Annotated in this window: 20 protein-coding genes; 16 read left to right on the plus strand and 4 right to left on the minus strand. The window is 32.6% G+C overall.

Annotated elements, in window-relative coordinates:
* The first annotated feature begins 15 nt into the window (after positions 1-15).
* The 11 genes from FLAPXU55_RS06450 to FLAPXU55_RS06500 all read left to right on the plus strand — a co-directional run bounded on the left by FLAPXU55_RS06450 (position 16) and on the right by FLAPXU55_RS06500 (position 12,586).
* Positions 16-1,830 (plus strand): OmpA family protein, encoded by a 1,815-nt coding sequence (locus FLAPXU55_RS06450; RefSeq protein ID WP_180857025.1) that lies wholly within the window; start codon positions 16-18, stop codon positions 1,828-1,830.
* Positions 1,831-1,870: 40 nt separating this feature from the next.
* Positions 1,871-2,647, plus strand: a complete 777-nt coding sequence (locus FLAPXU55_RS06455) for an ABC transporter permease (protein ID WP_219637247.1) — start codon at positions 1,871-1,873, stop codon at positions 2,645-2,647.
* Between the two features lie 2 nt (positions 2,648-2,649).
* Complete coding sequence (locus FLAPXU55_RS06460; RefSeq protein WP_053472977.1) at positions 2,650-3,480, plus strand: ATP-binding cassette domain-containing protein; 831 nt, start codon at positions 2,650-2,652, stop codon at positions 3,478-3,480.
* Positions 3,481-3,488: 8 nt separating this feature from the next.
* Entirely contained in the window at positions 3,489-5,000 is a 1,512-nt protein-coding gene (locus FLAPXU55_RS06465) for an AAA family ATPase (protein WP_180857027.1), read from the plus strand.
* Between the two features lie 571 nt (positions 5,001-5,571).
* The gene (locus FLAPXU55_RS06470; RefSeq protein WP_180857028.1) at positions 5,572-6,018 is read left to right on the plus strand and encodes a GNAT family N-acetyltransferase; all 447 of its coding nucleotides are present in this window, start codon (positions 5,572-5,574) and stop codon (positions 6,016-6,018) included.
* 94 nt (positions 6,019-6,112) lie between these two features.
* Entirely contained in the window at positions 6,113-7,573 is a 1,461-nt protein-coding gene (locus tag FLAPXU55_RS06475; protein ID WP_180857029.1) for a lipopolysaccharide biosynthesis protein, read from the plus strand.
* Positions 7,574-7,602: 29 nt separating this feature from the next.
* Complete coding sequence (gene dut / locus FLAPXU55_RS06480) at positions 7,603-8,037, plus strand: dUTP diphosphatase (protein WP_053472973.1); 435 nt, start codon at positions 7,603-7,605, stop codon at positions 8,035-8,037.
* A 97-nt stretch (positions 8,038-8,134) separates the two neighbouring features.
* Entirely contained in the window at positions 8,135-9,151 is a 1,017-nt protein-coding gene (locus tag FLAPXU55_RS06485) for a sugar phosphate nucleotidyltransferase (RefSeq protein ID WP_180857030.1), read from the plus strand.
* 18 nt (positions 9,152-9,169) lie between these two features.
* Positions 9,170-10,516 (plus strand): tetratricopeptide repeat protein, encoded by a 1,347-nt coding sequence (locus FLAPXU55_RS06490; protein WP_180857031.1) that lies wholly within the window; start codon positions 9,170-9,172, stop codon positions 10,514-10,516.
* 12 nt (positions 10,517-10,528) lie between these two features.
* Positions 10,529-11,308 (plus strand): DUF4292 domain-containing protein, encoded by a 780-nt coding sequence (locus FLAPXU55_RS06495; protein ID WP_053472970.1) that lies wholly within the window; start codon positions 10,529-10,531, stop codon positions 11,306-11,308.
* A 24-nt stretch (positions 11,309-11,332) separates the two neighbouring features.
* The gene (locus FLAPXU55_RS06500) at positions 11,333-12,586 is read left to right on the plus strand and encodes a murein hydrolase activator EnvC family protein (protein ID WP_053472969.1); all 1,254 of its coding nucleotides are present in this window, start codon (positions 11,333-11,335) and stop codon (positions 12,584-12,586) included.
* 32 nt (positions 12,587-12,618) lie between these two features.
* Here FLAPXU55_RS06500 and FLAPXU55_RS06505 read toward each other — a convergent pair whose 3' ends face one another.
* Positions 12,619-13,038: a CBS domain-containing protein gene (locus FLAPXU55_RS06505; protein ID WP_053472968.1), complete on the minus strand. Its 420-nt coding sequence runs from the start codon at positions 13,036-13,038 to the stop codon at positions 12,619-12,621.
* Positions 13,039-13,245: 207 nt separating this feature from the next.
* Between FLAPXU55_RS06505 and rbfA the strand changes: the two genes are divergently transcribed.
* The 5 genes from rbfA to FLAPXU55_RS06530 all read left to right on the plus strand — a co-directional run bounded on the left by rbfA (position 13,246) and on the right by FLAPXU55_RS06530 (position 17,102).
* The gene (gene rbfA, locus FLAPXU55_RS06510; RefSeq protein WP_053472967.1) at positions 13,246-13,638 is read left to right on the plus strand and encodes a 30S ribosome-binding factor RbfA; all 393 of its coding nucleotides are present in this window, start codon (positions 13,246-13,248) and stop codon (positions 13,636-13,638) included.
* 1 nt (position 13,639) lies between these two features.
* Positions 13,640-14,839, plus strand: a complete 1,200-nt coding sequence (locus FLAPXU55_RS06515) for an ABC transporter permease (RefSeq protein WP_180857032.1) — start codon at positions 13,640-13,642, stop codon at positions 14,837-14,839.
* Positions 14,840-15,008: 169 nt separating this feature from the next.
* Entirely contained in the window at positions 15,009-16,436 is a 1,428-nt protein-coding gene (locus FLAPXU55_RS06520) for an MATE family efflux transporter (protein WP_180857033.1), read from the plus strand.
* Positions 16,437-16,559: 123 nt separating this feature from the next.
* Positions 16,560-16,817 carry a type II toxin-antitoxin system Phd/YefM family antitoxin gene (locus tag FLAPXU55_RS06525; RefSeq protein WP_073484019.1) on the plus strand — a complete coding sequence of 86 codons (258 nt, stop codon included), beginning with the start codon at positions 16,560-16,562 and terminating at the stop codon, positions 16,815-16,817.
* 9 nt (positions 16,818-16,826) lie between these two features.
* A complete protein-coding gene (locus FLAPXU55_RS06530; protein WP_180857034.1) occupies positions 16,827-17,102 on the plus strand; it encodes a Txe/YoeB family addiction module toxin in 276 nt (91 codons plus the stop codon).
* A gap of 86 nt (positions 17,103-17,188) precedes the next feature.
* Here FLAPXU55_RS06530 and dusB read toward each other — a convergent pair whose 3' ends face one another.
* The 3 genes from dusB to FLAPXU55_RS06545 form a co-directional block, all read right to left on the minus strand.
* Positions 17,189-18,181, minus strand: coding sequence for a tRNA dihydrouridine synthase DusB (gene dusB / locus FLAPXU55_RS06535; protein ID WP_180857035.1), 993 nt, complete (start codon positions 18,179-18,181; stop codon positions 17,189-17,191).
* Positions 18,182-18,344: 163 nt separating this feature from the next.
* Positions 18,345-19,637 (minus strand): phenylacetate--CoA ligase family protein, encoded by a 1,293-nt coding sequence (locus FLAPXU55_RS06540; RefSeq protein ID WP_180857036.1) that lies wholly within the window; start codon positions 19,635-19,637, stop codon positions 18,345-18,347.
* A complete protein-coding gene (locus tag FLAPXU55_RS06545) occupies positions 19,634-21,301 on the minus strand; it encodes a C45 family autoproteolytic acyltransferase/hydolase (RefSeq protein WP_180857037.1) in 1,668 nt (555 codons plus the stop codon). Before FLAPXU55_RS06545 ends, FLAPXU55_RS06540 begins: the two co-directional genes overlap by 4 nt.
* Positions 21,302-21,305 lie beyond the last annotated feature (4 nt).

The following is a 21,305-nucleotide window of genomic DNA, read 5'->3' on the forward strand; positions in this document are numbered from 1 at the left end:
AATTTTTAAATAAAAATGGGAAAAATTTTAAGAACTGAAAAGTTAACAACCTTTTCTGAATTACTTATCGTTATTGTTGCAATTGGTGCAATTTTAGGAGGAGTTTATTATGTATCTCCAGGAATTAAGACTGCAGTTTCAAAACAATTAAATGGAATTGATTTGAATCAGACGGATGTTAATAATGTTACCAATGCTGCAAAAATTCCGCTTCCATCGACTGAATTATCTTCAGAAGTTGCAGACAAACCTTTAGTAAGAATTGGTGCTTATGCATGGAACGCTCAGTCTGGAATTATTGTTTCTAATGGTGGTCCAAAAACAACAAAAGGATCATTAATGGAAAAAAACGGAGTTAATCTTGAAATTATTCGTCAGGACTGGCTTTCAGAATTGCGTAACATGCAAATGAAATTTATCGAAGAATTTGATAAAGGAGAAGCTTTTCCATCTTCAGAAAAAAGTGTATTTGCGGTTATTATCATGGGAGATGGTGCGCCATTTTACATTAGTTCTGTTCAAAAATCACTTGACGAAAAATACGGAAAAGACAAATACCATGTTCAGGTAATGGGAGCAGTAGGTATGAGTTATGGAGAAGATAAATTGATTGGGCCTCCAAACTGGAAATCAGATCCTAAATCTATGAAAGGTTCAGTTATATCTGCAGTTCTTGGAGATGGTGACTGGGTTACTACTGTAAACTATTGTTTTGCAAACGGATTAAAAGTAAACCCTGATCCAACAACATATGATGCAGAAGCAGTAAATATTTATCCATCAGAAAATGACGATTATATTAAATCGGCAGAAGAATTAATCAAATCTCAAACAACAGGATGGACTGTTACTTTGAAAGAAGTAGTAGACGGAAAATTAACTGGAAAATCTGTTAACAGAAAAATTGATGGTTGTGCTACATGGACTCCTGGAGATAAAACAGTATTTGATAAATTGACTGGTTTTGTTGATATCGTTTCTACAAAAGAATTCAACAACCAAATGCCAACTACAATTATTGGTGTGAAAGAATGGGCTGTAAAAAATCCTGATATTGTTTCTAATATTTTGAAATCGGCATTGACGGCTTCAAACCAAATGAAAAATTACGAAGATTGGAAAGTAAGAGCTTCTGAGGCTGTTGCTGCAACTTATAAAATTGAAACTCCGGAATATTGGTACAAAATGTTCAAAGGACAACAAGGAACAAAAGCCGGATTGACTTATAATATGGGAGGTTCAAAAGTATTTAATTATGCAGATGCAATGCAATATTATGGTTTATCTGATGGTGTAAACAGATACAAATCAGTTTACAATCAAGTTGCAGGATATTTGACAGAATTGAATCCATTTGGATTTAATGAAAATGTTGGAGCTGTTGTTCCTTACGATCAGGCAGTAAACTTATTTTTCCTGAAAAACATCAATGATATCGAATCTACTTCTGCAGATAAAGCAGATTATAGTGGTGAGGCAAAAGAAGTGGTAGCTTCTGGTGAATGGAAAATTAATTTCAATACAGGAAGTTCTGAAATTTCAAGTTCATCTAGTAAAGAAGTAGAAAAAATTTACAATCTTTTAGTACAAGCTGAAAACACAAAATTAACAGTTGTGGGTCACACTGACAATGTTGGAAATGCTGATGCTAATTTAGCTTTATCAAAAAGCAGAGCACAAGCGGTTGTAGAATATCTAAAACAAAAAGGCATTCCTGCAAATCGTTTCCAACTTGTTGATGGAAAAGGCCAAAGTAATCCAATAGGAGATAATAATACTGCTTCTGGAAAAGCATTAAACAGACGTGTTGTTATTACTTTCTTAAAATAAAAATAATTAAAGGCTATCTTAATAGATAGCCTTTTTTACAATGAGTATGATAAAAATTTTAACTCCCTTTGAAAAAATATCAAAATTAAACAAAACACTTATTTTGATAGGCTGGTTAGTTCTTTTGATTATTATTTGGTTTGCAACAACATCTGGCGAAAAGCATCTATTTCCATCTCCGTCTCAGGTTTTAACCGGTTTTTCAGATTTGTATAGAGAAGGTTTGGTAGTACATATTTTCAATTCGTTGAAATTGTGTTTTATCTCGATTTTTTTAGCCACAATTATTTCCTTGTTTTTTGCTTATGCATGGCCAATTCCGCTATTAAAATCGGTTTCTGAATTCATCACAAAATTTAGATTTTTACCTTTTACCGGACTTTCATTTTATATTACAATGGTAATTCATGAAGCACGAATGATGCAGGTTTGGATCTTGGTAATTTTCCTGACTACATTTTTAACAACATCCTTAATTGCAGTTATCAAAGATATTCCGCAAGAAGAATTTGATCATGCAAAAATGTTGAAATGTAACCGTTGGGAAGTACTTGTGCAAGTCATTATTTTAGGAAGAATAGATTATGTAATTGATGTAATCAGACAAAACCTTGCCATTACCTGGATGATGCTTGTAACTGTAGAATCGATTGTGGTAGCTTCTGGAGGATTAGGGTTTTTAATAAAAAACTCTGATAAATTTATGAATACAGGAAGGATCATTGCACTTCAAATTATCATTTTATTAATAGGTCTTGGCTTAGATGCAGGAATAAATTATTTAAGAAAAGCACTATTTAGATATTCAAAAATATAATCATGAAACACGAATATAAAGAGACGCTTTTATATGTAGAAAATCTTAGCGTTGCTTATGATGATAACGTTATTATAAAAGATATAAACCTTATCGAAAAAGACGTAGTTCGAGAAGGAGTAGATTGTACAGGACAGGTAGTTGCTTTTGTGGGAAGATCTGGTAGAGGAAAATCAACTTTTTTTAAAGCTTTGACAGGTTTAACTCCGTTACATTCCGGAAAAATATTAATTAGAGATTTCGAAAATAAAGAACCTAATGCAGCTAAGGCAGTATGCGAAGGAGACATTGGTTTTGTAGATCAAAAATATACTTTGTTCAGACATAAAACAGTTACTCAGGCTTTGAAATTTTCGCTAAGAAAAACAACGCTTTCGAATACTGAAAAAGATGAAAAAATAAAGCAATATCTAAAAGAATGGGGATTAGAAAACTGTAAAGACAAATATCCTAACGAACTTTCGGGAGGACAAAGACAAAGAACAGCTATTATAGAACAATTGTTTTCGTCTGATCAATTTATTGTTTTGGATGAACCTTTTTCAGGATTAGATGTTGGAAATATTGAAGAAGTAAAAAAATCATTTGAACTATTAGGAAAATCTTCGGAGTCTAATACGGTTATTTTTTCGACACATGATATTGAGCTGGCAATTGAATTAGCGCAAACTATTTACGTTATTGGACATCCAACTATTAATGGAAAGAAAGAAAACTATGGAACTATTGTAGCAAAATATGATCTAAGAGACATGGGACTTTCCTGGAAAGATTATTGTGACGACCACTTAAAATTATCAAAAGAAATTATTCATCAAATGATGATTTCTTAAATAAATATATGGCAAAGAAGAACAATCCAATATCGATTATTGAAGACTCATTTTTGTCTCTAAAAAAATATTTAGAAACAAATATATCTACTAATGAAGCCGTTTTTACGGCTTCATTTATTATAGCGCTTGAAAAAGAAACAAAGCAGATTCTGGAAATATGCAATATATTAAATCAGGACGCAGATTTTATTCAAAAGTTAAATGAAACAGTAAATCCAGATTTCTCTAAAGGTTTATTGTTTAAAGCAGAACATTTTTTTCTTTCGGATATTATTGATCTTTATGAAAGAGAATCCGGAGCGAAAAATGAAAAACAAGAATTTGTTCTGGCGTATTATTATGATGCTTTACGCAACAATCATTTTGCGGACCAAAACTCTGTAAACGAATTGAATCAGTTGATTTTTACAGAGAATTTCAAAAATCTTCTCGTAAAAATAAAAAAAGAGAATAAAATAATAACTTCAAATGTGCAGCAAAATCAGTACTTACTGCCAGAATTATTATCCATAACAAAGCATAGCAGATTAGAAGAAATTCTAGTTAAATATCAAAACTTCATTTATTTTACATTTGGTAAAAAAGTTGAAAATACAACAGCTTTCAGCAGCTATTTGGGTTTAAATGCAAACACATCACAAACAGATAAAAAAGAAATAGATAATCTTCCTGAAGGAGATACGCTGGAAAAAGTACTGAAAGAATTAAACGAATTAGTTGGTTTAGCAGAAGTAAAAAAAGATGTTTCGGAATTAATCAATTTGTTAGAAATACAAAAAAAGCGTTCAGAACAAGGATTAAAAAATGTTGAAATTACTTTGCATACCGTTTTTCTGGGCCCGCCCGGAACCGGGAAAACTTCTGTAGCGAGGCTTTTAAGTAGAATTTTTAAACATTTGGGTTTTTTATCTAAAGGTCAAATGTTTGAAACAGACAGAGAAGGTTTAGTTGCTGGTTATGTGGGGCAAACAGCAGCAAAAGTCAATAACGCGGTAGAATCAAGTCTTGGCGGAGTATTATTTATTGATGAAGCCTATGCATTAACTCAAAACTCGTTTGGAAACGATTATGGTGCAGAAGCAGTAAATACACTTTTGAAAAGAATGGAAGATCACCGAAAAGATCTGGCTGTTGTGGTTGCAGGTTACACAGAACCAATGAAAATTTTTATAGAATCGAATCCCGGATTACGATCCCGTTTTAATAGATATTTTTATTTTAATGATTTTACACCGAATCAATTGTATGAAATTTTTGAATCGTTTTGTGTAAAATCAGATTTTATAATTTCTACAGATGCTAAAGAAAAACTAACAGACACTTTTGAATTATTATATAGAGATAAAACCGAAAGTTTTGGAAATGCCAGATTAGTACGAAACATTTTTGAAAAATGTGTGCAAAATCAAGCCAATAGAATTATAGCTTTGAAAAAATTAAGCAGTAAGACTTTAAAAACATTAACAGATGATGATATTCCGGAATTAAAAGAAATTGAATATAATTTTGGTTCCTGATAAAAAAATAGCCAGCAAATGTTTGCTGGCTATTTTTTTTGGAAGTTTTTCTTTTTTAAGAATATCTATAAACAAGAAAATTTATAAAATGGTGATTCTCAATTTACCCATAAATTGAGAATCCATACCATTTTATAAAATTATTGACACAGATTTTATCACTCTGTAGCTTTGTCTTTCATGGGAACAAACTAGCTTTATTAATCCCAATGCTCTGTTTTTTTAAGGGTTACATTTCAGCAGAATCAATCCCTGTGCTTTGTCTTTTATGGGAACAAACTAGCTTTATTAGTCCCAATGCTCTGTTTTTTTAGGGTTACAATACAGCAGAATCAATCCCTTATGCTTTGTCTTTTATGGGAACAAACAAGCTTTATCAGTCCCAGTGCTTCCTTTTTTATAAGGGTTGTATTTAGCTTTCTCAATCCCTGTGAAGCAAATTTAGGAAAATACGCTTTAAAAAAAGTTACATAATTTTCTGCCTTAATTTACATATTTCACATGTTAGTGTCTTGTTAATTATATAACTTAGTTAGAAAAAATAATTAATTTTGAATTCTATTTCTATACAATGGCTTTACAAATACGCGAATTTACTACGATTGACGAAATGGTGGCTCAAATTGACACCATCAGATTTCTATATCCCAATATAACTTTAGAAAAATACCAATCATTTCTTTCTGAGATGGTTCCGCACAATTATATTCAGATTGGAGTATTTGAAAATAACATTTGTTTGGGTATTACAGGATGCTGGTCGGCAACAAAATTATGGACAGGAAAATATCTCGAAATTGACAATTTTGTAGTAAATCCGGAATATCGTTCTAAAGGAATTGGAAAAATGCTTACAGATTATATTGAACAAAAAGCATTGGATTTAGGCTGCAGCAGCATTGTTCTGGATGCTTTTTCGGGAAATTTTGGTGCGCACAGATTTTATTACAATCAGGGATATGGCCCAAAAGGTTTTCATTTTGTGAAAGTTTTAGACGAAAATAAATTAACACATTAAAATTGTCGCTAAGTTTTTTTATTGAACCGTCAAAAGGACTAATAAAACCAAAGAATTGGTTATTTTTGTTTTTTGAACTTTATTACTAATTATTTTGGGATTATATAAAAATCTATTCAAACAAACTGCAATTTATGGACTGGCAACCGTTTTACCGCGAATGCTCAGTTTTTTATTGGTCAGATTATATACAGGTATTTTACCGACTGCCGAATACGGCGAAGTTTCGATTGTTTTGTCTTGGATGGTTTTCTTTAACGTAGTGCTTTCTTACGGAATGGAAACGGCGTTCTTTAGATTTTACAGTGCCGAAACAGATAAGAAAAATGTAATCGCAACTTCTACCATATCAATATTTTGGTCATCGATAGGATTCTTGTTTGCGGGTTTAATTTTTAGAAATACACTGGCAAATTGGGCCGAAGTTGATGCACAGTACATTACTTATTCTGTTTGGATTTTAGTTTTAGACGCATTGGTTTTAGTACCGTTTTCAAAATTAAGAGCAAACCAGCGTCCAATGGTTTATGCGGCTATTAAAATTGGAAATGTGGTAATCAATTTACTGCTGAATATTTTCTTTTTACTATATCTGCCAAAACTTGCAGCTTCACATCCTAATTCAGTTTGGGATAATTTATATGTAGAAAATTTCCAGATTGCCTATATTTTCATCGCTAATCTGTTAGCTAGTTTAGCAACTTTCATTGTACTTTCTCCAAATTATCTTTCGCTTGGACGAAAATTCGATCCCGTACTTTGGAAAAAAATGATGAAATACGGTCTGCCAATTTTAGTTGCCGGACTTGCATTTGCAGTTAATGAACATTTCGATAAAATCTTATTAGGATATTTACTTCCAGAAAATCTTGCAAAATCAGAAGTTGGAGCTTATTCTGCCTGTTATAAACTAGGTTTATTTATGGTTTTGTTTGCAACGGCTTTTAGATTAGGAATTGAACCTTTCTTTTTCAGCCACGCCAAAAACGAAAATGCACCGCAGACTTATGCCGTAATTACAAAGTATTTTGTGATTCTGGGTTCACTAATTTTATTAGGGGTTATCGTTTTTGCAGACATTCTAAAATATCTTTTATTAGACAATAAATCCTATTGGGAAGCCATGAAAGTAGTGCCGTTAATTATTCTGGCAAACTTCTTTTTAGGAATTTACAATAACTTATCGGTTTGGTACAAACTTACAGATCAAACAAGAATTGGAGCTTATATTTCAATTGTTGGAGCAATTGTAACATTGGTTTTAAATTATTTTTTGATTCCAAAATACAGTTATTACGGATCTGCAATCGCAACTATCTCTGCCTACGGAAGCATGATGTTAATATCATATATTTTAGGAAACAAATATTATCCTATTCCGTACGACATGAATAAAATTTCGGCTTATTTAGGAATTTCAATTTTATTTTCGGCTATTTCATTTTATGGATTTAGAGAAAATTATTTTGTTGGAATTCCGTTATTATTAGCCTTTATGTACTTTGTTTATCACAACGAAAAAGACACAATCAAAGGAATAATGAATAGAAAGTAAAAGTGCTTTTTTAATCTTTTATAATAAAAATGAAAATACAAATTATCAATAAATCACAACATGATTTACCAAATTACGAAACAATTGCTTCTGCAGGAATGGACTTGCGTGCCAATATTACAGAACCAATTACGTTAAAACCTTTAGAAAGAACAATTGTAAAAACCGGACTTTTTATAGAATTGCCAATTGGTTACGAAGCACAGGTTAGACCAAGAAGCGGACTGGCAGCAAAAAAAGGAGTTACAGTTTTAAATTCTCCGGGAACTGTCGATGCTGATTACAGAGGTGAAATAGGGGTGATTTTGGTAAATTTATCAAATGAAGAATTTGTAATTGAAAACGGAGAAAGAATTGCACAATTAATTATTGCCAAACACGAAAGAGCTGAATGGATTGAAGTGGAAGAATTAACGGAAACTTCAAGAGGAGCAGGCGGATTTGGAAGTACTGGAGTGAAGTAGTTTTCAGTCGCAGTTGACAGTCCTTTACTGTATTTAAAAACTTGAACTAACCAAACGAAGAAGATTTTTTAAATCTTCCCACATAAAATAAAATTAGATGAAAATAATCGTTCCAATGGCAGGTCGCGGATCAAGACTTCGCCCACATACATTAACAGTACCAAAACCATTAATTCCGGTTGCGGGAAAATCTATCGTTCACCGTTTAGTAGAAGATATCGCTAAAATATTAAAGCAGCCAATAGAAGAAGTTGCATTTATCTTGGGAGACGAAGCGTTTTTTGGAGATGATGTTGTTACAAGTCTGCAGGATTTAGCACAAGGATTAGGAGCAAAAGCTTCAATATATCGTCAGGATTTACCTTTAGGAACCGGGCACGCGATTATGTGTGCAAAAGAATCCTTATCTGGACCAGCAGTTATCGCTTACGCGGATACTTTAATCAGAGCCGATTTCGAATTAGATCCATCTGCCGATGCTGTAATTTGGGTAAAACAAGTAGATCAGCCGGAAGCTTTTGGAGTTGTAAAATTAAATCCAAATAATGAAATTATAGAATTGGTTGAAAAACCAAAAGAGTTTGTTAGTGATTTAGCCGTTATTGGAATCTATTATTTTAAAGAAGTTGGAGATCTAAAAAAAGAGCTTCAGGGCGTTTTAGATAATAATATTCAAAATGGTGGAGAATACCAAATCAACGACGGTATCAAAGCCATGATGGCAAACGGAAAAGTTTTTAAAACCGGAAGTGTTGACGAATGGATGGACTGCGGAAACAAAGATGTTACGGTTGAAACAAACAGCAGAATGTTAGGATTTTTGCATAACGACGGAGAACATTTAGTGGATTATAATGTAACGCTGGAAAATTCAACAATTATTCCTCCATGTTATATTGGCGAAAATGTAGTGTTGAAAAACACAACCGTTGGGCCAAATGTTTCAATAGGAAAAGGCTGCCATGTAACCGACAGTTCTATTAAAAATAGCTTAATACAAACTAATTCTCAAATAAAAAATGCTAACTTAGATAATGCAATGATTGGAAATCATGTTAGTTATGATGGAAAATTCACAAGCATCAGCATTGGAGATTATTCAGTTTTAGAATAAAATGAAATCTTAAAAAAGATGAAAAAAAGGATTTTGATAATTTTATTTTTTGCTTTACTAAGCAATTCAGCTTCGGTTTTCGCGCAAACGGAACCAGAAGATATTGCTTTGGCACCAGATGAATATCAAGATGCTTTTTACGAATCTTTGAAACAAAAAGGAATCGAAAACTACGATAAAGCAATAGCATCTTTAGAAAAATGTATCAAAATAAAACCTTCTGATGCTGTCGCTTATTTTGAAGTTGGAAAAAATTACCTGGCATTAAAAGAATATCAAAATGCCCAAAATGCATTTGAAAAAGCCACGCAGTTAAATCCAAAAAACAAATGGTATTGGCTGGGAATTTACGACGTAAGTTACGAAACCAAAAACTATCCGCTGGCGATTGAAACGATTCAGAAAATTATTGTTTTTGATGAAGAATATAAAGACGATTTGATTTCGTTATATGTGCTTACAAACCAATATGATAAAGCGCTTGTGACGATTAATGAAATGAACGATAAATTCGGAAAATCTGAAGATCGTGATCGTTATAAAATGCAGATTTTATCGCAGGGAAAATATCAAAATGCAGAGATTTCAAATTTAATTGAGCAGATTAAAAAAAATCCAAAAGAAGAATCAAACTATGTTAATCTGATTTTTCTATATTCAAAATCTGACGAAACAGACAAAGCTGTTGATGTTGCAAAACAATTGGCAAAAGAACTTCCAGATTCTGAATGGGGACAGGTAAGTTTGTTCAAAAGTTATTTAGATGCCAATCAGGCCGATAAAGCCATTAAGTCGATGAACGTAATTTTGTCAAGTTCAAAAATTGATTCAAAAATTAAACATCGTACCTTAAATGAGTTTTTGATTTACGTCAATAAAAATCCGCAATATGGAGCAGATTTAGAAAAAGCCATTTCTTATTTTGACAATGATAAAGAAGTTGATGTTGCTAAAGAAATTGGAAAATTTTATCATAGTAAAAACCAGTTTGAAAACGCCATTAAATATTATGAAAAAGATTTAATGACCAATTCAGACACAGATCGTGAAACGAATTTGCTTTTGCTTGAAGCTTATACTCAGGCAAAACAATTTGCGCCAATGACAAAAAGAGCCATGACGATGATTGAAGTTTATCCAAGCCAGCCGCAATTTTATTATTATGCAGGTTTGGGAAGCAACCAGTTACAGCAATTTAAAAATGCAAAAACCGTTTTAGAAATGGGACTTGATTATGTTGTTGATGATAAAAAATTAGAGGCAAATTTTAATATTCAATTGGGAGAGGCATATAATGGATTAGGAGATGCGAAGAAAAAAGAGGAATACTTTTTGAAGGCAAATGAATTATTAAAAAAGAAGTAAGGAGAAATTAAGATGAAAAAATATATTATAATAGTATTAATGTCGGCTTTTATGATTTCGTGTAAGTCTAAAGCCGTCGCCGTTCAAAACAATAATACTACCGAAGTTGTCGCAAAAAAAGACAATAAAGCAATCGAAAAACATTACGAAAACAAATTAGATTTTTCGACCTTAAATATAAGAGCCAGCGCGAGATATGAAGACGAAAAGCAAAGTCAGAATGTTACCGCCGATATAAAAATCGAAAAAGACAAACAGATTTTAATAAGTGTTAAATTTCTGGGAATTACAATGGCAAAAGCTTTGATAACCCCAACAACAGTAAGTTATTACGAAAAAATAAAAGGCACTTATTACGAAGGAGATTTTAGCAGTTTAAGCGAATGGCTAGGAACTGACCTGGATTATAATAAAGTTCAGAATTTATTAATTGGAGAAGCTTTTGATGATTTACGAAAAGGAGAGTATACGCAGACAATTGTAGAAAATCTTATTCGTTTAGAAGATCAAAAAAGCCAGAAAATTCAAAAAGCATTTTATTTAGATCCTGAAAAATATCTGGTGCAGAAAGAACAAATTTCTCAGTCAGCTGAAAATATAAAATTAGAAATCAATTATTCAGATACTAAAACTTTCAGTCAGGGAACTATTCCAACAACATTGGTAATTAATGCATTGCAGCCAAAAGGAACAACCAATATTAATTTGAATTATAACAATATATCATTTAACGAAGAACTTTCTTTTCCGTATAGTGTGCCAAGCGGTTATAAAAAAGTTTTAATTAAGTAAATTTGTAAAAAGAAAAATAGAAAGATGCCAAAATTTCTCCTAAGCCTAATTTTTGTTTGCGCCACGACTTTTGTCTGGGCACAAGATTCGCAGCAAGAAAAACTTGAACAGCGCAAAGCGCAGATTCTTCAGGAAATAAAAGACAACGAAAAAATGCTGCAGTCTGTAAGGAAAAAAGAAAAATCAGCAGTGAATGAATATTTAATTCAGGCAAATAAAATTAAGCTTAAAGAAAAGCTGATCAATACAACAGCAAAACAGGAAAGAATTTTAAGCAACGACATGTATATTAATCAGGTTCAGGTTAATAAACTGAAAAAAGAACTGGCGGTTTTAAAAGAAGATTATGCAAAAATGATTTTGAAATCGTATAAAAGCCGTTCTGAGCAAAGTCGTGCGATGTTTATTTTATCTTCAGAAAGTTTTTTACAAGCCTACAAAAGAGCACAATATTTAAAACAATATACAAATTTCAGAAAAAACCAAGGTTTAGAAATTCAGTCTAAAACCGCACAGTTAGTTGACTTTAATGCAAAATTAGACGGCCAGAGAAAGGTTAAGAAAAAAATTATTGTTGAAAACGAAAAAGAAAAACAAAGTTTAGAAGTAGAGAAAAAAGAACAGCAAAAGCTTGTTAACGCAATTAAAAAAGATAAAAACAGAATCGCCTCTGATATTAAAGCAAAACAAAGCGAATCAAAAAGAATTGACAGACAAATTGATCGTTTGATTCGTGAAGCAATTGCCGAAGCAAACAGAAAAGCGGCACTTGAAAAAGCTAAAGAAAATCCTGGGTCTAATGCAACCGTAAAACCAGTTTCATCTTCTAAAATCGCAATGACACCAGAAGATAAAGTTTTAGCAGCCGATTTTAAAGCCAATAAAGGAAGACTGCCTTGGCCGGTAGAAAAAGGATTTATTTCGTTAGGTTATGGAGATCAGCAGCATCCGCTTTACCCAGATATTAAAGTTCATAATTCAGGAGTCGAAATTACGACTGAAGATGGTGCAAATGCAAGATCTGTATTTGCCGGTGAAGTATTTAGTGTAATGGTTTTATCTCCTGTAAATACAGTAGTTATGATACAGCACGGAGATTACTTTAGCGTTTATCAAAATCTGAGCAAAGTATTTGTAAGTAAAGGAGAAAAAGTTTCGATCAAACAAAATATTGGAAAAGTAAGAACCAGCGGAGATAGCGGAAAAACGGTTATCAAATTCTTGATTCTTCAAAACACAACCAATACCGATCCTGAAAATTGGTTACAAAACAGATAATAAAAAGGGAGCTATTTTAGCTCCCTTTTTATTTAATCATATTGTTCTAAAAAATATTTAATAACATCAGTTGTTGTTACAATCCCTTTCAGTTCTCCGTTATCTACAACCGGAAGAGCATGAAATTCTTCTTTTACAAATGTCGATGCCAAATCTTTAATAATAGTGTCAGAAGAAAGAGTTTTAGGTTTTGATGTCATAACCTGAGGAATCGTAAGCATATCTAAAATAGCTTCATCAACACCTTCCTGTCCGTCGAACAAAGCACCAAAAGTAAGACGGTTTACATCTGTACGGCTAATAATACCCACAACTTCCTTACCGTTTACAACAGGAATATGTCGAATGGAATTCGATTTTAGTTTTTCTACTACTTTTCTTAAATCGTCATTTTGATTTACAGTCACCACTGTTTTAGTCATGATGTGACTAATTGGTTCTCTTTTTTTCATAATAGATCAGTTTTATATTTACATCAAATATGTAGAATAATTCTGATAAATAACCTGACCTTTATCAGCTTTTATAACAATTAAAAACGCTATATAGTGATACTTTTTTGAGAGTAATATATTGAAAAGCATAGCGAAATTTCAATAATAATTCTTTACTTAATTTGAAATTGCAATGAATGAATTTAAAAATAGTATTTTTGCACTATGGAAACAAATAGACAGAAAAAAATAGGCAGTGTCATCCAAAAAGATTTGGTTGATATTCTGCAAGGTGAAGTGCGAAAAAATGGAGTTAGCAATTTGGTAATTTCAGTATCCAAAGTTAGTGTAACCTCAGATTTATCTGTGGCAACGGTATATTTAAGCATTTTTCCTCAAGAAAAAGCAAAGGAAACTTTAGAAGGCATAAAATCAAATACGACTTTAATAAAACATGATTTGTCGCAGCGCGTTCGTCTTCAATTGCGTCGTGTGCCAAATTTGGTTTTCTTTATCGATGACTCATTAGATTATATCGAAAAAATTGACAATGCATTAGCAAACAGAGAAAACCCAATTGAAAACCGTGATCTTTTAGAAAAAAGAAGAAAATCATAAATTGAATTTCCCATTTTACATAGCCAAACGTTATCTTTTCAGCCTTAGTAAAAATAACGCGATCAATATCATCAATTTAATTGCCAGTATGGGAATTATTGTTGGTACAATGGCTTTGTTTGTGGTTTTATCTGTTTTTAGCGGATTAAAAGTTTTCAGTCTTTCGTTTACAAATGAGATTGATCCAGATTTAAAAATGACAAGTACACACGGAAAATCATTTTTAATTTCACCCCAGCAAGAAAAAGAGCTGAAAGAAATTAACGGTGTTGCCTGTTACACAAAAATTATTGAAGAACGAGTTTTGTTTTTATTTAAAGACAAACAGCGCGTTACTTATTTAAAAGGTGTTGACAGTATCTACCCGGTTGTAAACAATATTAAAGTAAAACTTTTTAATGGACAATGGCTAAAACCAGATTCATATCAGGTTGTTATTGGTTACGGAATTGCACAGGATTTTTCGCTGGGAATTCTTGATTTCGAAAACCCGCTGCAGATATTTGCTCCAAAACCCGGAAAAGGAGCAATCGATAATCCCGAAGAAGCATTTAATAAAACAGATGTTTTACCCGTTGGAATTTACTCCATCAGCGAAGATTTAGATTCGAAATATGTTTTTGCCGATTTAGGTTTAACACAGGAATTATTGATGTATAATCCAAACCAAATTTCGGGAATCGAATTTAGGTTAAAACCAAACGCAGATGAAAATGCGGTTAATGCGCAGATTAAAAAGATTTTTAATAATAAAGTCACCATAAAGAATAGGGAGCAATTGAACGAGTCTTTATATAAAATGCTCAACACCGAAAATATTGCTGTTTATTTAATTTTTACGCTTGTAATTATTGTGGCACTTTTCAATTTGATTGGAGCTTTAATTATGATGATTTTAGACAAGAGGGCAAATTTAAAAACCCTTGTTAATCTGGGAATAGAAATAAACAGCGTGAGAAAAATTTTCATTCTGCAAGGAACTTTACTAAGTGTTTTTGGAGGTTTGATCGGACTTTATTACGGGATTATACTAGTTACATTACAGCAAAAATATGAGCTGATAATGATCACGCCAACATTGGCTTACCCAGTTGTTTTTACACTTGAAAATGTTGTAATCGTGATGACAACAATTGTTTCTTTAGGATTTATAGCTTCTCTAATCGCCAGCAGCCGTGTAAGTAAAAAATTATTAGATTAATTTTTTCTTTCAAAATATTACTTATATTTACCGCCTTGAAAATTCACAGCATATGATAGTTTCTGCCTAATCCTATTTTATTTTTAAGAATAATTAGGATACTTACGTTTTACTTTTTTCAGTTCAGATAAAACATCTGGACAAATTTTATCATTTATCCTAATATATCATGACAGAAACAACTATACAAAAAAGTTTTTTTTCTAAATTTTTTACCACTTTAAAACAAGCCTTAAAAGGCGATGAATCATTTGATTATACTGCCGGAAGTATAAAGAAAGCCGTAATTCTATTGGCCATTCCGATGGTTTTAGAAATGATGATGGAATCGGTTTTTGCTTTAGTCGATTTATATTTTGTCGGACATTTAGAGCATAGCAGTTTTGCAATCCAAACTGTTGGCTTGACAGAATCTGTGTTGACTATTATATATTCTCTTGCAATAGGAATGAGCATGGCCGCAACTGCTGTTGTAGCAAGACGTATTGGAGAAAAAGATCCGGTCGCTGCCGCAAAAGCCGGAATGCAAGCCATAATTGTAGCATTTGCTGTTAATGCTGTCCTGAGTGTTTTGGGAATTATTTATGCAAAAGATATTCTGCTTTTGATGGGCGCTTCAGTAGATGCTGCCGAACACGGTTTCAGATTCACGCAGATTATGATTGGCTCAAGTTTATGCATTATGCTTTTATTCCTAATTAACGGAATTTTCCGCGGAGCAGGAAATGCAGCAATTGCAATGAAAAGTCTTTGGATTGCCAACATTTGTAATATTATTTTATGTCCGATTTTAATTAACGGTTTTGGACCAATTCCTGCTTTTGGTTTAGTTGGAGCTGCCTTGGCAACAACTTTAGGAAGAAGCATTGGAGTTTTATATCAGGTTTATCACTTGTTCTCTGGAAATGGAATTTTAAAAATTAAAATCGCTTATTTCGCTCCAGACTTTAAGCAGATAAAAGCTTTGGTTAAAATAGCTGCACCGGGAATTTTACAATTCGTAATTGCATCATGCAGTTGGATTTTCTTAGCACAATTAGTCGCAACAACTGGTGGAGACCACGGTTCTGCAGGATATCAAACGGCACTTAGAATCATGATGTTTTTTATTCTTCCAGCTTGGGGATTGAGTAATGCTGCGGCAACTTTGGTTGGACAGAATTTAGGAGCAAAACAAATTGAACGTGCCGAAAAATCGGTTTATACAACAGCAAGATATAATGTGATTTTCATGGCAACGATTATGATTATTACTTTAGGCTTTGGCCAATATATTATTTCATTTTTCACCAATGATGAAATGGTTAAAACCATTGCGGTCGAAGCGCTGCAAATTATGAGCATCGGATTTATCTTTTACGGAATAGGAATGGTTTTGATCAATACTTTCAACGGAGCAGGAGATACCTGGACTCCAACCGGAATTAATTTCTTCGGCTTTTGGCTGTTCCAAATTCCGCTGGCTTTTGTATTAGCCAAACATTTCAATATGGGACCAACCGGAGTTTTCATCGCAATTCCCGTTGCCGAAACCGCTATAACTTTAGCCGGAATCTTTTTCTATAAAAGAGGAAAGTGGAAAAGAGTTCAAGTATAATACAAATAAAAAATGCCTTCAATTTTGAAGGCATTTTTTGTGTAAAAAAGTTAAATACTAGAAAAATTATTTTATATCACAAAGATATTGTACATTTGAGCGTACAATTAAAAGTACTATATCATGAAGGCTATTACAATATCTACATTAAGAAAAAACATTAAAAACTATTTTGATGAAGTCTCAGAATCCTCAGAAATAATTGTTGTTCCCAGAAATACTGAAGAAGATGCAGTTGTTATAATTTCAATGAAAGAGTACAATTCTATATTAGAAACACAACATTTATTATCAACTAAAGCAAATAGAAAAAGACTTTCAGAATCTATTGAACAAATGGAAAGTGGAAAGTTAACGTCTTATAATTTAGACGAATTATAGAAGAAGAATATGGATATTTGTTTTACAAAAAATGGTTGGGAAGAGTTTGAATATTGGATTGAAAACGATACAGATATTGCACTAAAAATAAAAGAATTAATTAAATCGATTAGAGAAAATCCATTTAAAGGAATTGGTAAACCAGAACCATTGCGACATGATTTAAAAAGCTTTTGGTCGCGAAGAATTAGCGGAGAACATCGATTGGTTTATAAAGTATCAGGAACAAAAGGGATTGATCAAAAATGTATAATTATACAATGTAGATTTCATTATGATGATTAATAAATACAAAAAAGACCTTCAAATAGAAGGTCTTTTTTGTATATTAGTTTTTTGTTAAAGTTCAAAACTTTAACAAAGATTATATTTTAAACAAACTCATACCCAGCATAAACCTGTTCGATTTCTTTCATAATCGCAAACAAATCTTCTGGAGCATCAGTCGTAACTAATTTCTGTTTGAATTCTTTAAAAGAATGAATCCCTTTAAAATAGTTCGTATAATGACGACGCATTTCTACAATTCCTAAACGCTCGCCTTTCCAGTCCATTGACCATTGCAAATGATTTCTGGCAGCTTCAACACGATCAATAACGGTTGGGGCAGGTAAGTGTTCACCCGTTTTAAAATAATGCTTGATTTCATTAAAAATCCACGGATAACCAATCGCCGCGCGGCCAATCATGATACCGTCGATTCCGTATTCATTTTTATATTTTAATGCTTTTTCAGGACTGTCGATATCGCCGTTTCCAAAAATAGGCATTGTAATTCTTGGGTTGTTTTTTACTCTCGCAATGTGCGACCAGTCAGAATGACCTTTATACATTTGAGCACGAGTTCTGGCGTGAATAGTCAAAGCCTGAACACCAATATCCTGAAGTCTTTCTGCAACTTCATCAATATTAATAGAACTTTCGTCCCAGCCTAAACGTGTTTTTACCGTAACAGGCAAATCTGTCCCTTTGATAACGGCTTGAGTCAAACGCACCATCAAATCAACATCTTTTAAAACCCCAGCTCCGGCACCTTTACAAACTACTTTTTTTACCGGACATCCAAAATTGATATCTACTAGATCTGGTTTTACAGTAGAAACAATTTTAGAAGACATTTCCATTGCTTCTTCATCACCACCAAAAATCTGAATTCCAACCGGGCGTTCGTAATCAAAAATATCCAGCTTCATGCGGCTTTTTATAGCATCACGAATTAATCCTTCCGACGAAATAAATTCAGAATACATCATGTCAGCGCCATGCGTTTTGCATAATCTGCGAAACGGCGGATCACTAACATCTTCCATCGGTGCGAGTAATAAAGGAAATTCGGGTAATTCTATGTTGCCAATCTTGACCATCTTCATAATTTTTTGCAAAATTACAACATTTAGTTTAATTCACAGCAAAACATTCAAGAAGCTGGAAATAAACCATATAAGTGATATAAGTTCATTTAATTAAAGCACTCATATGCGCAATCTTTTAAATGAAGTTATATTACTTATATGGTGGAAAAAATTTCTATATGTTTCTATAATCAAAAAATCGAATTGGTTTTCTACTCATTGGGTTAAAAACTAAAGGGTTTAAAGTTTCTTTTGAGGCGAATTCTATTTTTGGCGTTACTCTCAATTTTGCTCTAAAGTGATCTTTAATTTCCTGCAGAAATTCTGGTGTTTGATTTTTAACCGCAATTTTTATCACGATTTCATCAGTGCCTAAATCGTTTGTAGAAATTTCGATAATATGATTTTCGATATTGTCAAATCCGCTTAAAACATCGTTCATTGCTGGCGGATAAAGTGTTGTCCCTTTATATTTTATCATTTGCTTTTTGCGGCCAAGAACAGGACCAACACGCAAAGTATTCCTTCCGCAGCCACAAGGTTCGTTATGAAGCTGTACAATATCTCCGGTTTTAAAACGCAGTAATGGCATCGCTTCAATTCCTAAAGTAGTAAAAGTAAGCTCGCCTGTTTCGCCGTCTTTAACAGGTAAATTATTTTCGTCTAAAACTTCAACAATGATTAATTCCGGATGATGATGTCCGCCATTTCCGTGTTCACATTCTGTAAAAGCCGTGCTCATTTCGGTAGAAGCATAAGTCGAAAACAACTTAATATTCCATTTATCAGTGATTTTTTTAGATAAAGTATTCATCGAAAAATCCTGATCTCGCAAAGATTCTCCAATGCAAATTGCACCTTTTATACTCGAATTATTATAATCAATTCCGTGAATTTCGGCATATTCAATTAACTTCAATAAAAAGGACGGAACAGTAATTAAATAACTCGGATTGTATTTTAAAATCGAATCCCACTGCATTTCCGGAATTCCGGCGCCAACGCGAATTACGCCGACTTTCAATTTTCTTAAACCCAGAAAATAAGCCAGACCCGCCATGAATTTTCTGTCGATTGTCGTCATTAATTGCACAACATCACCTTCGGCAATTCCGGCGCAGGCAAACGAAATTGCTTCGTTGTAAGCCAAACGATCTAAATCAGAATCAGTTAAACCAAAAGTTACAGGATCTCCTAAAGTTCCTGAAGTAGAGGCGTAATCGATAATTTTATTTTGCGGAACGCATACAAAATCATCATTATATTGCTGTAAATCTTCTTTTGTCGTAACAGGTAAATGTTGTAAATCTTCTAAAGTTTTAATTTTTGATATATCAATATTTTGTCCGGCAAAAAGCCTTTTATAAAAAGGAGAATTTTGACTTATATATTCTAAAAGTTCAGATAGTTTTTTTTCTTGAAAAATTTTAATTTCTTCTAAAGAATCTTTTTCTATTGCTGGAATCATTTTAATTTTCTTTTGATTTTTTTTAAATATTTTTCAATTTTTTCTTTTTCAGGCAGCGTCGTAATTTCTTTGGTCAAAGCTTTTTCAAAATTAAGTTTTGCCTGCTGAAAATCTTTTATTTGGTAAAAGTACAATCCTGCCTTATAATATACAACCCAATAATCAGGGTTTAATGATTGATAATTTTGAATGAATTCTGGAGAAATCGTTTCCTTATTTTCAAGAAACGAATCTATTTTATGATCTTCAATTTTGAATTTTTTATAATTGCGAAAAGCTGCAGTTTCTAAAAACGGATCTTTGGCAATATTTAAATTTTCTTTTTGAAAAGAATTTACAGCATCATTTTTTCTTTCGCCAAAAACAGAATTCAAATCGTAACAAACAAATTCGCCCAATTGATACGGATTTGCCGAAACCCAAACTAATTTTTCTTTTGGTTTAAAAATAATTCCGTGATGCGCCATTAATTGATTTAAAGCTTTTTCTGAACCATAACCAAGTGGAATATCTTTTAAACCATTTTTATTTCGAAGAATTTCTGAAGCAATTTCCGGATTTACTTTTTGATTTTCTGCCAGAAGTTCCTGCATTCTTTCAAAGCGATATTCAGAATGACTGTTAAGAATTTGTTTCTGATTTCGTTTATCATTTTTAAATTCATCGCCTTGAAAATGATTCGAACAAATTAACTGATCCGTATTTGGAACATCATAAACGTCCATTTTTGTAGGTGAAACTTCAATCAAAATCGCTTTATTGTCGTTTGCACTTCCCACCATTATTGATTCAGAAACGAATACTTTTCTCTTTTTAGCAATCGAAATGGCTTCGTCTATATTCTTGGCATGCTGTAAAATTTCACGTGTCAAAATCGAAATTGGTGTTTTGGCAATTAGCGGAATTTTAGATTTCGAAGCATTAATCGTTACCGTTAAACCTTCCTGGTTCATTCCGGAAACAGCACCAACCATTCCCGGCCAGGTAACCATCATAAATTTATAACCAACTTTTGGATTGATGAACGCCACGATTTTATTTTCCGCGAAAGCGTCATTCACATAAAAATCAAAATTACGTCCGAGAATTAAATTTCCATCTTCTGTTTTTTCATTCCACGCAGCAAAAGACGAACAGCCAACCAAAGCCAAATCTTGTAAAGCGTGGCCAATATCGTGTGCCGCATGAAGATATAAACCACGCTGATATTTGGGCGCAATGTTATCAAGTTCATCCGAAGTGTATTCAGAAACGCCATAAATTTCCGTTTGATATTCTTCGGGAACATTCAAATATAATTTTCGATTGTACCATCTTAAAAACTGACGGAGTATTTTTTGCTGAAAATTAGACGGGATAAAATCTTTTACTTTAGAGAAAAAAACGCGCTGTTGATTTTTTAAAAGAGAATCGGTTAAAGCTCCGGTGTTTAAACCAATTTCCAGCGGATCGCCTTCGGTATACAATTCCCAAATGCCTTGTTTATTTTTTAAAAGCGAATTTTTCCCAGAAATAAAAACCGAATCAGATTTTTTTACAACGATTGGTTTTGCCGAATTATAGTGAGAAAGATCCGGTTTATGATGCATTGATTTTGATGTTCCGCAAGAAACAAGCAAAAATGTAAAACCGATAAAGAAGATAAATAAAATTCGGTTTTTCATGATT

Origin of the sequence: Flavobacterium panici, from assembly GCF_903819335.1 — a bacterium.
Classification (GTDB): domain Bacteria; phylum Bacteroidota; class Bacteroidia; order Flavobacteriales; family Flavobacteriaceae; genus Flavobacterium; species Flavobacterium panici.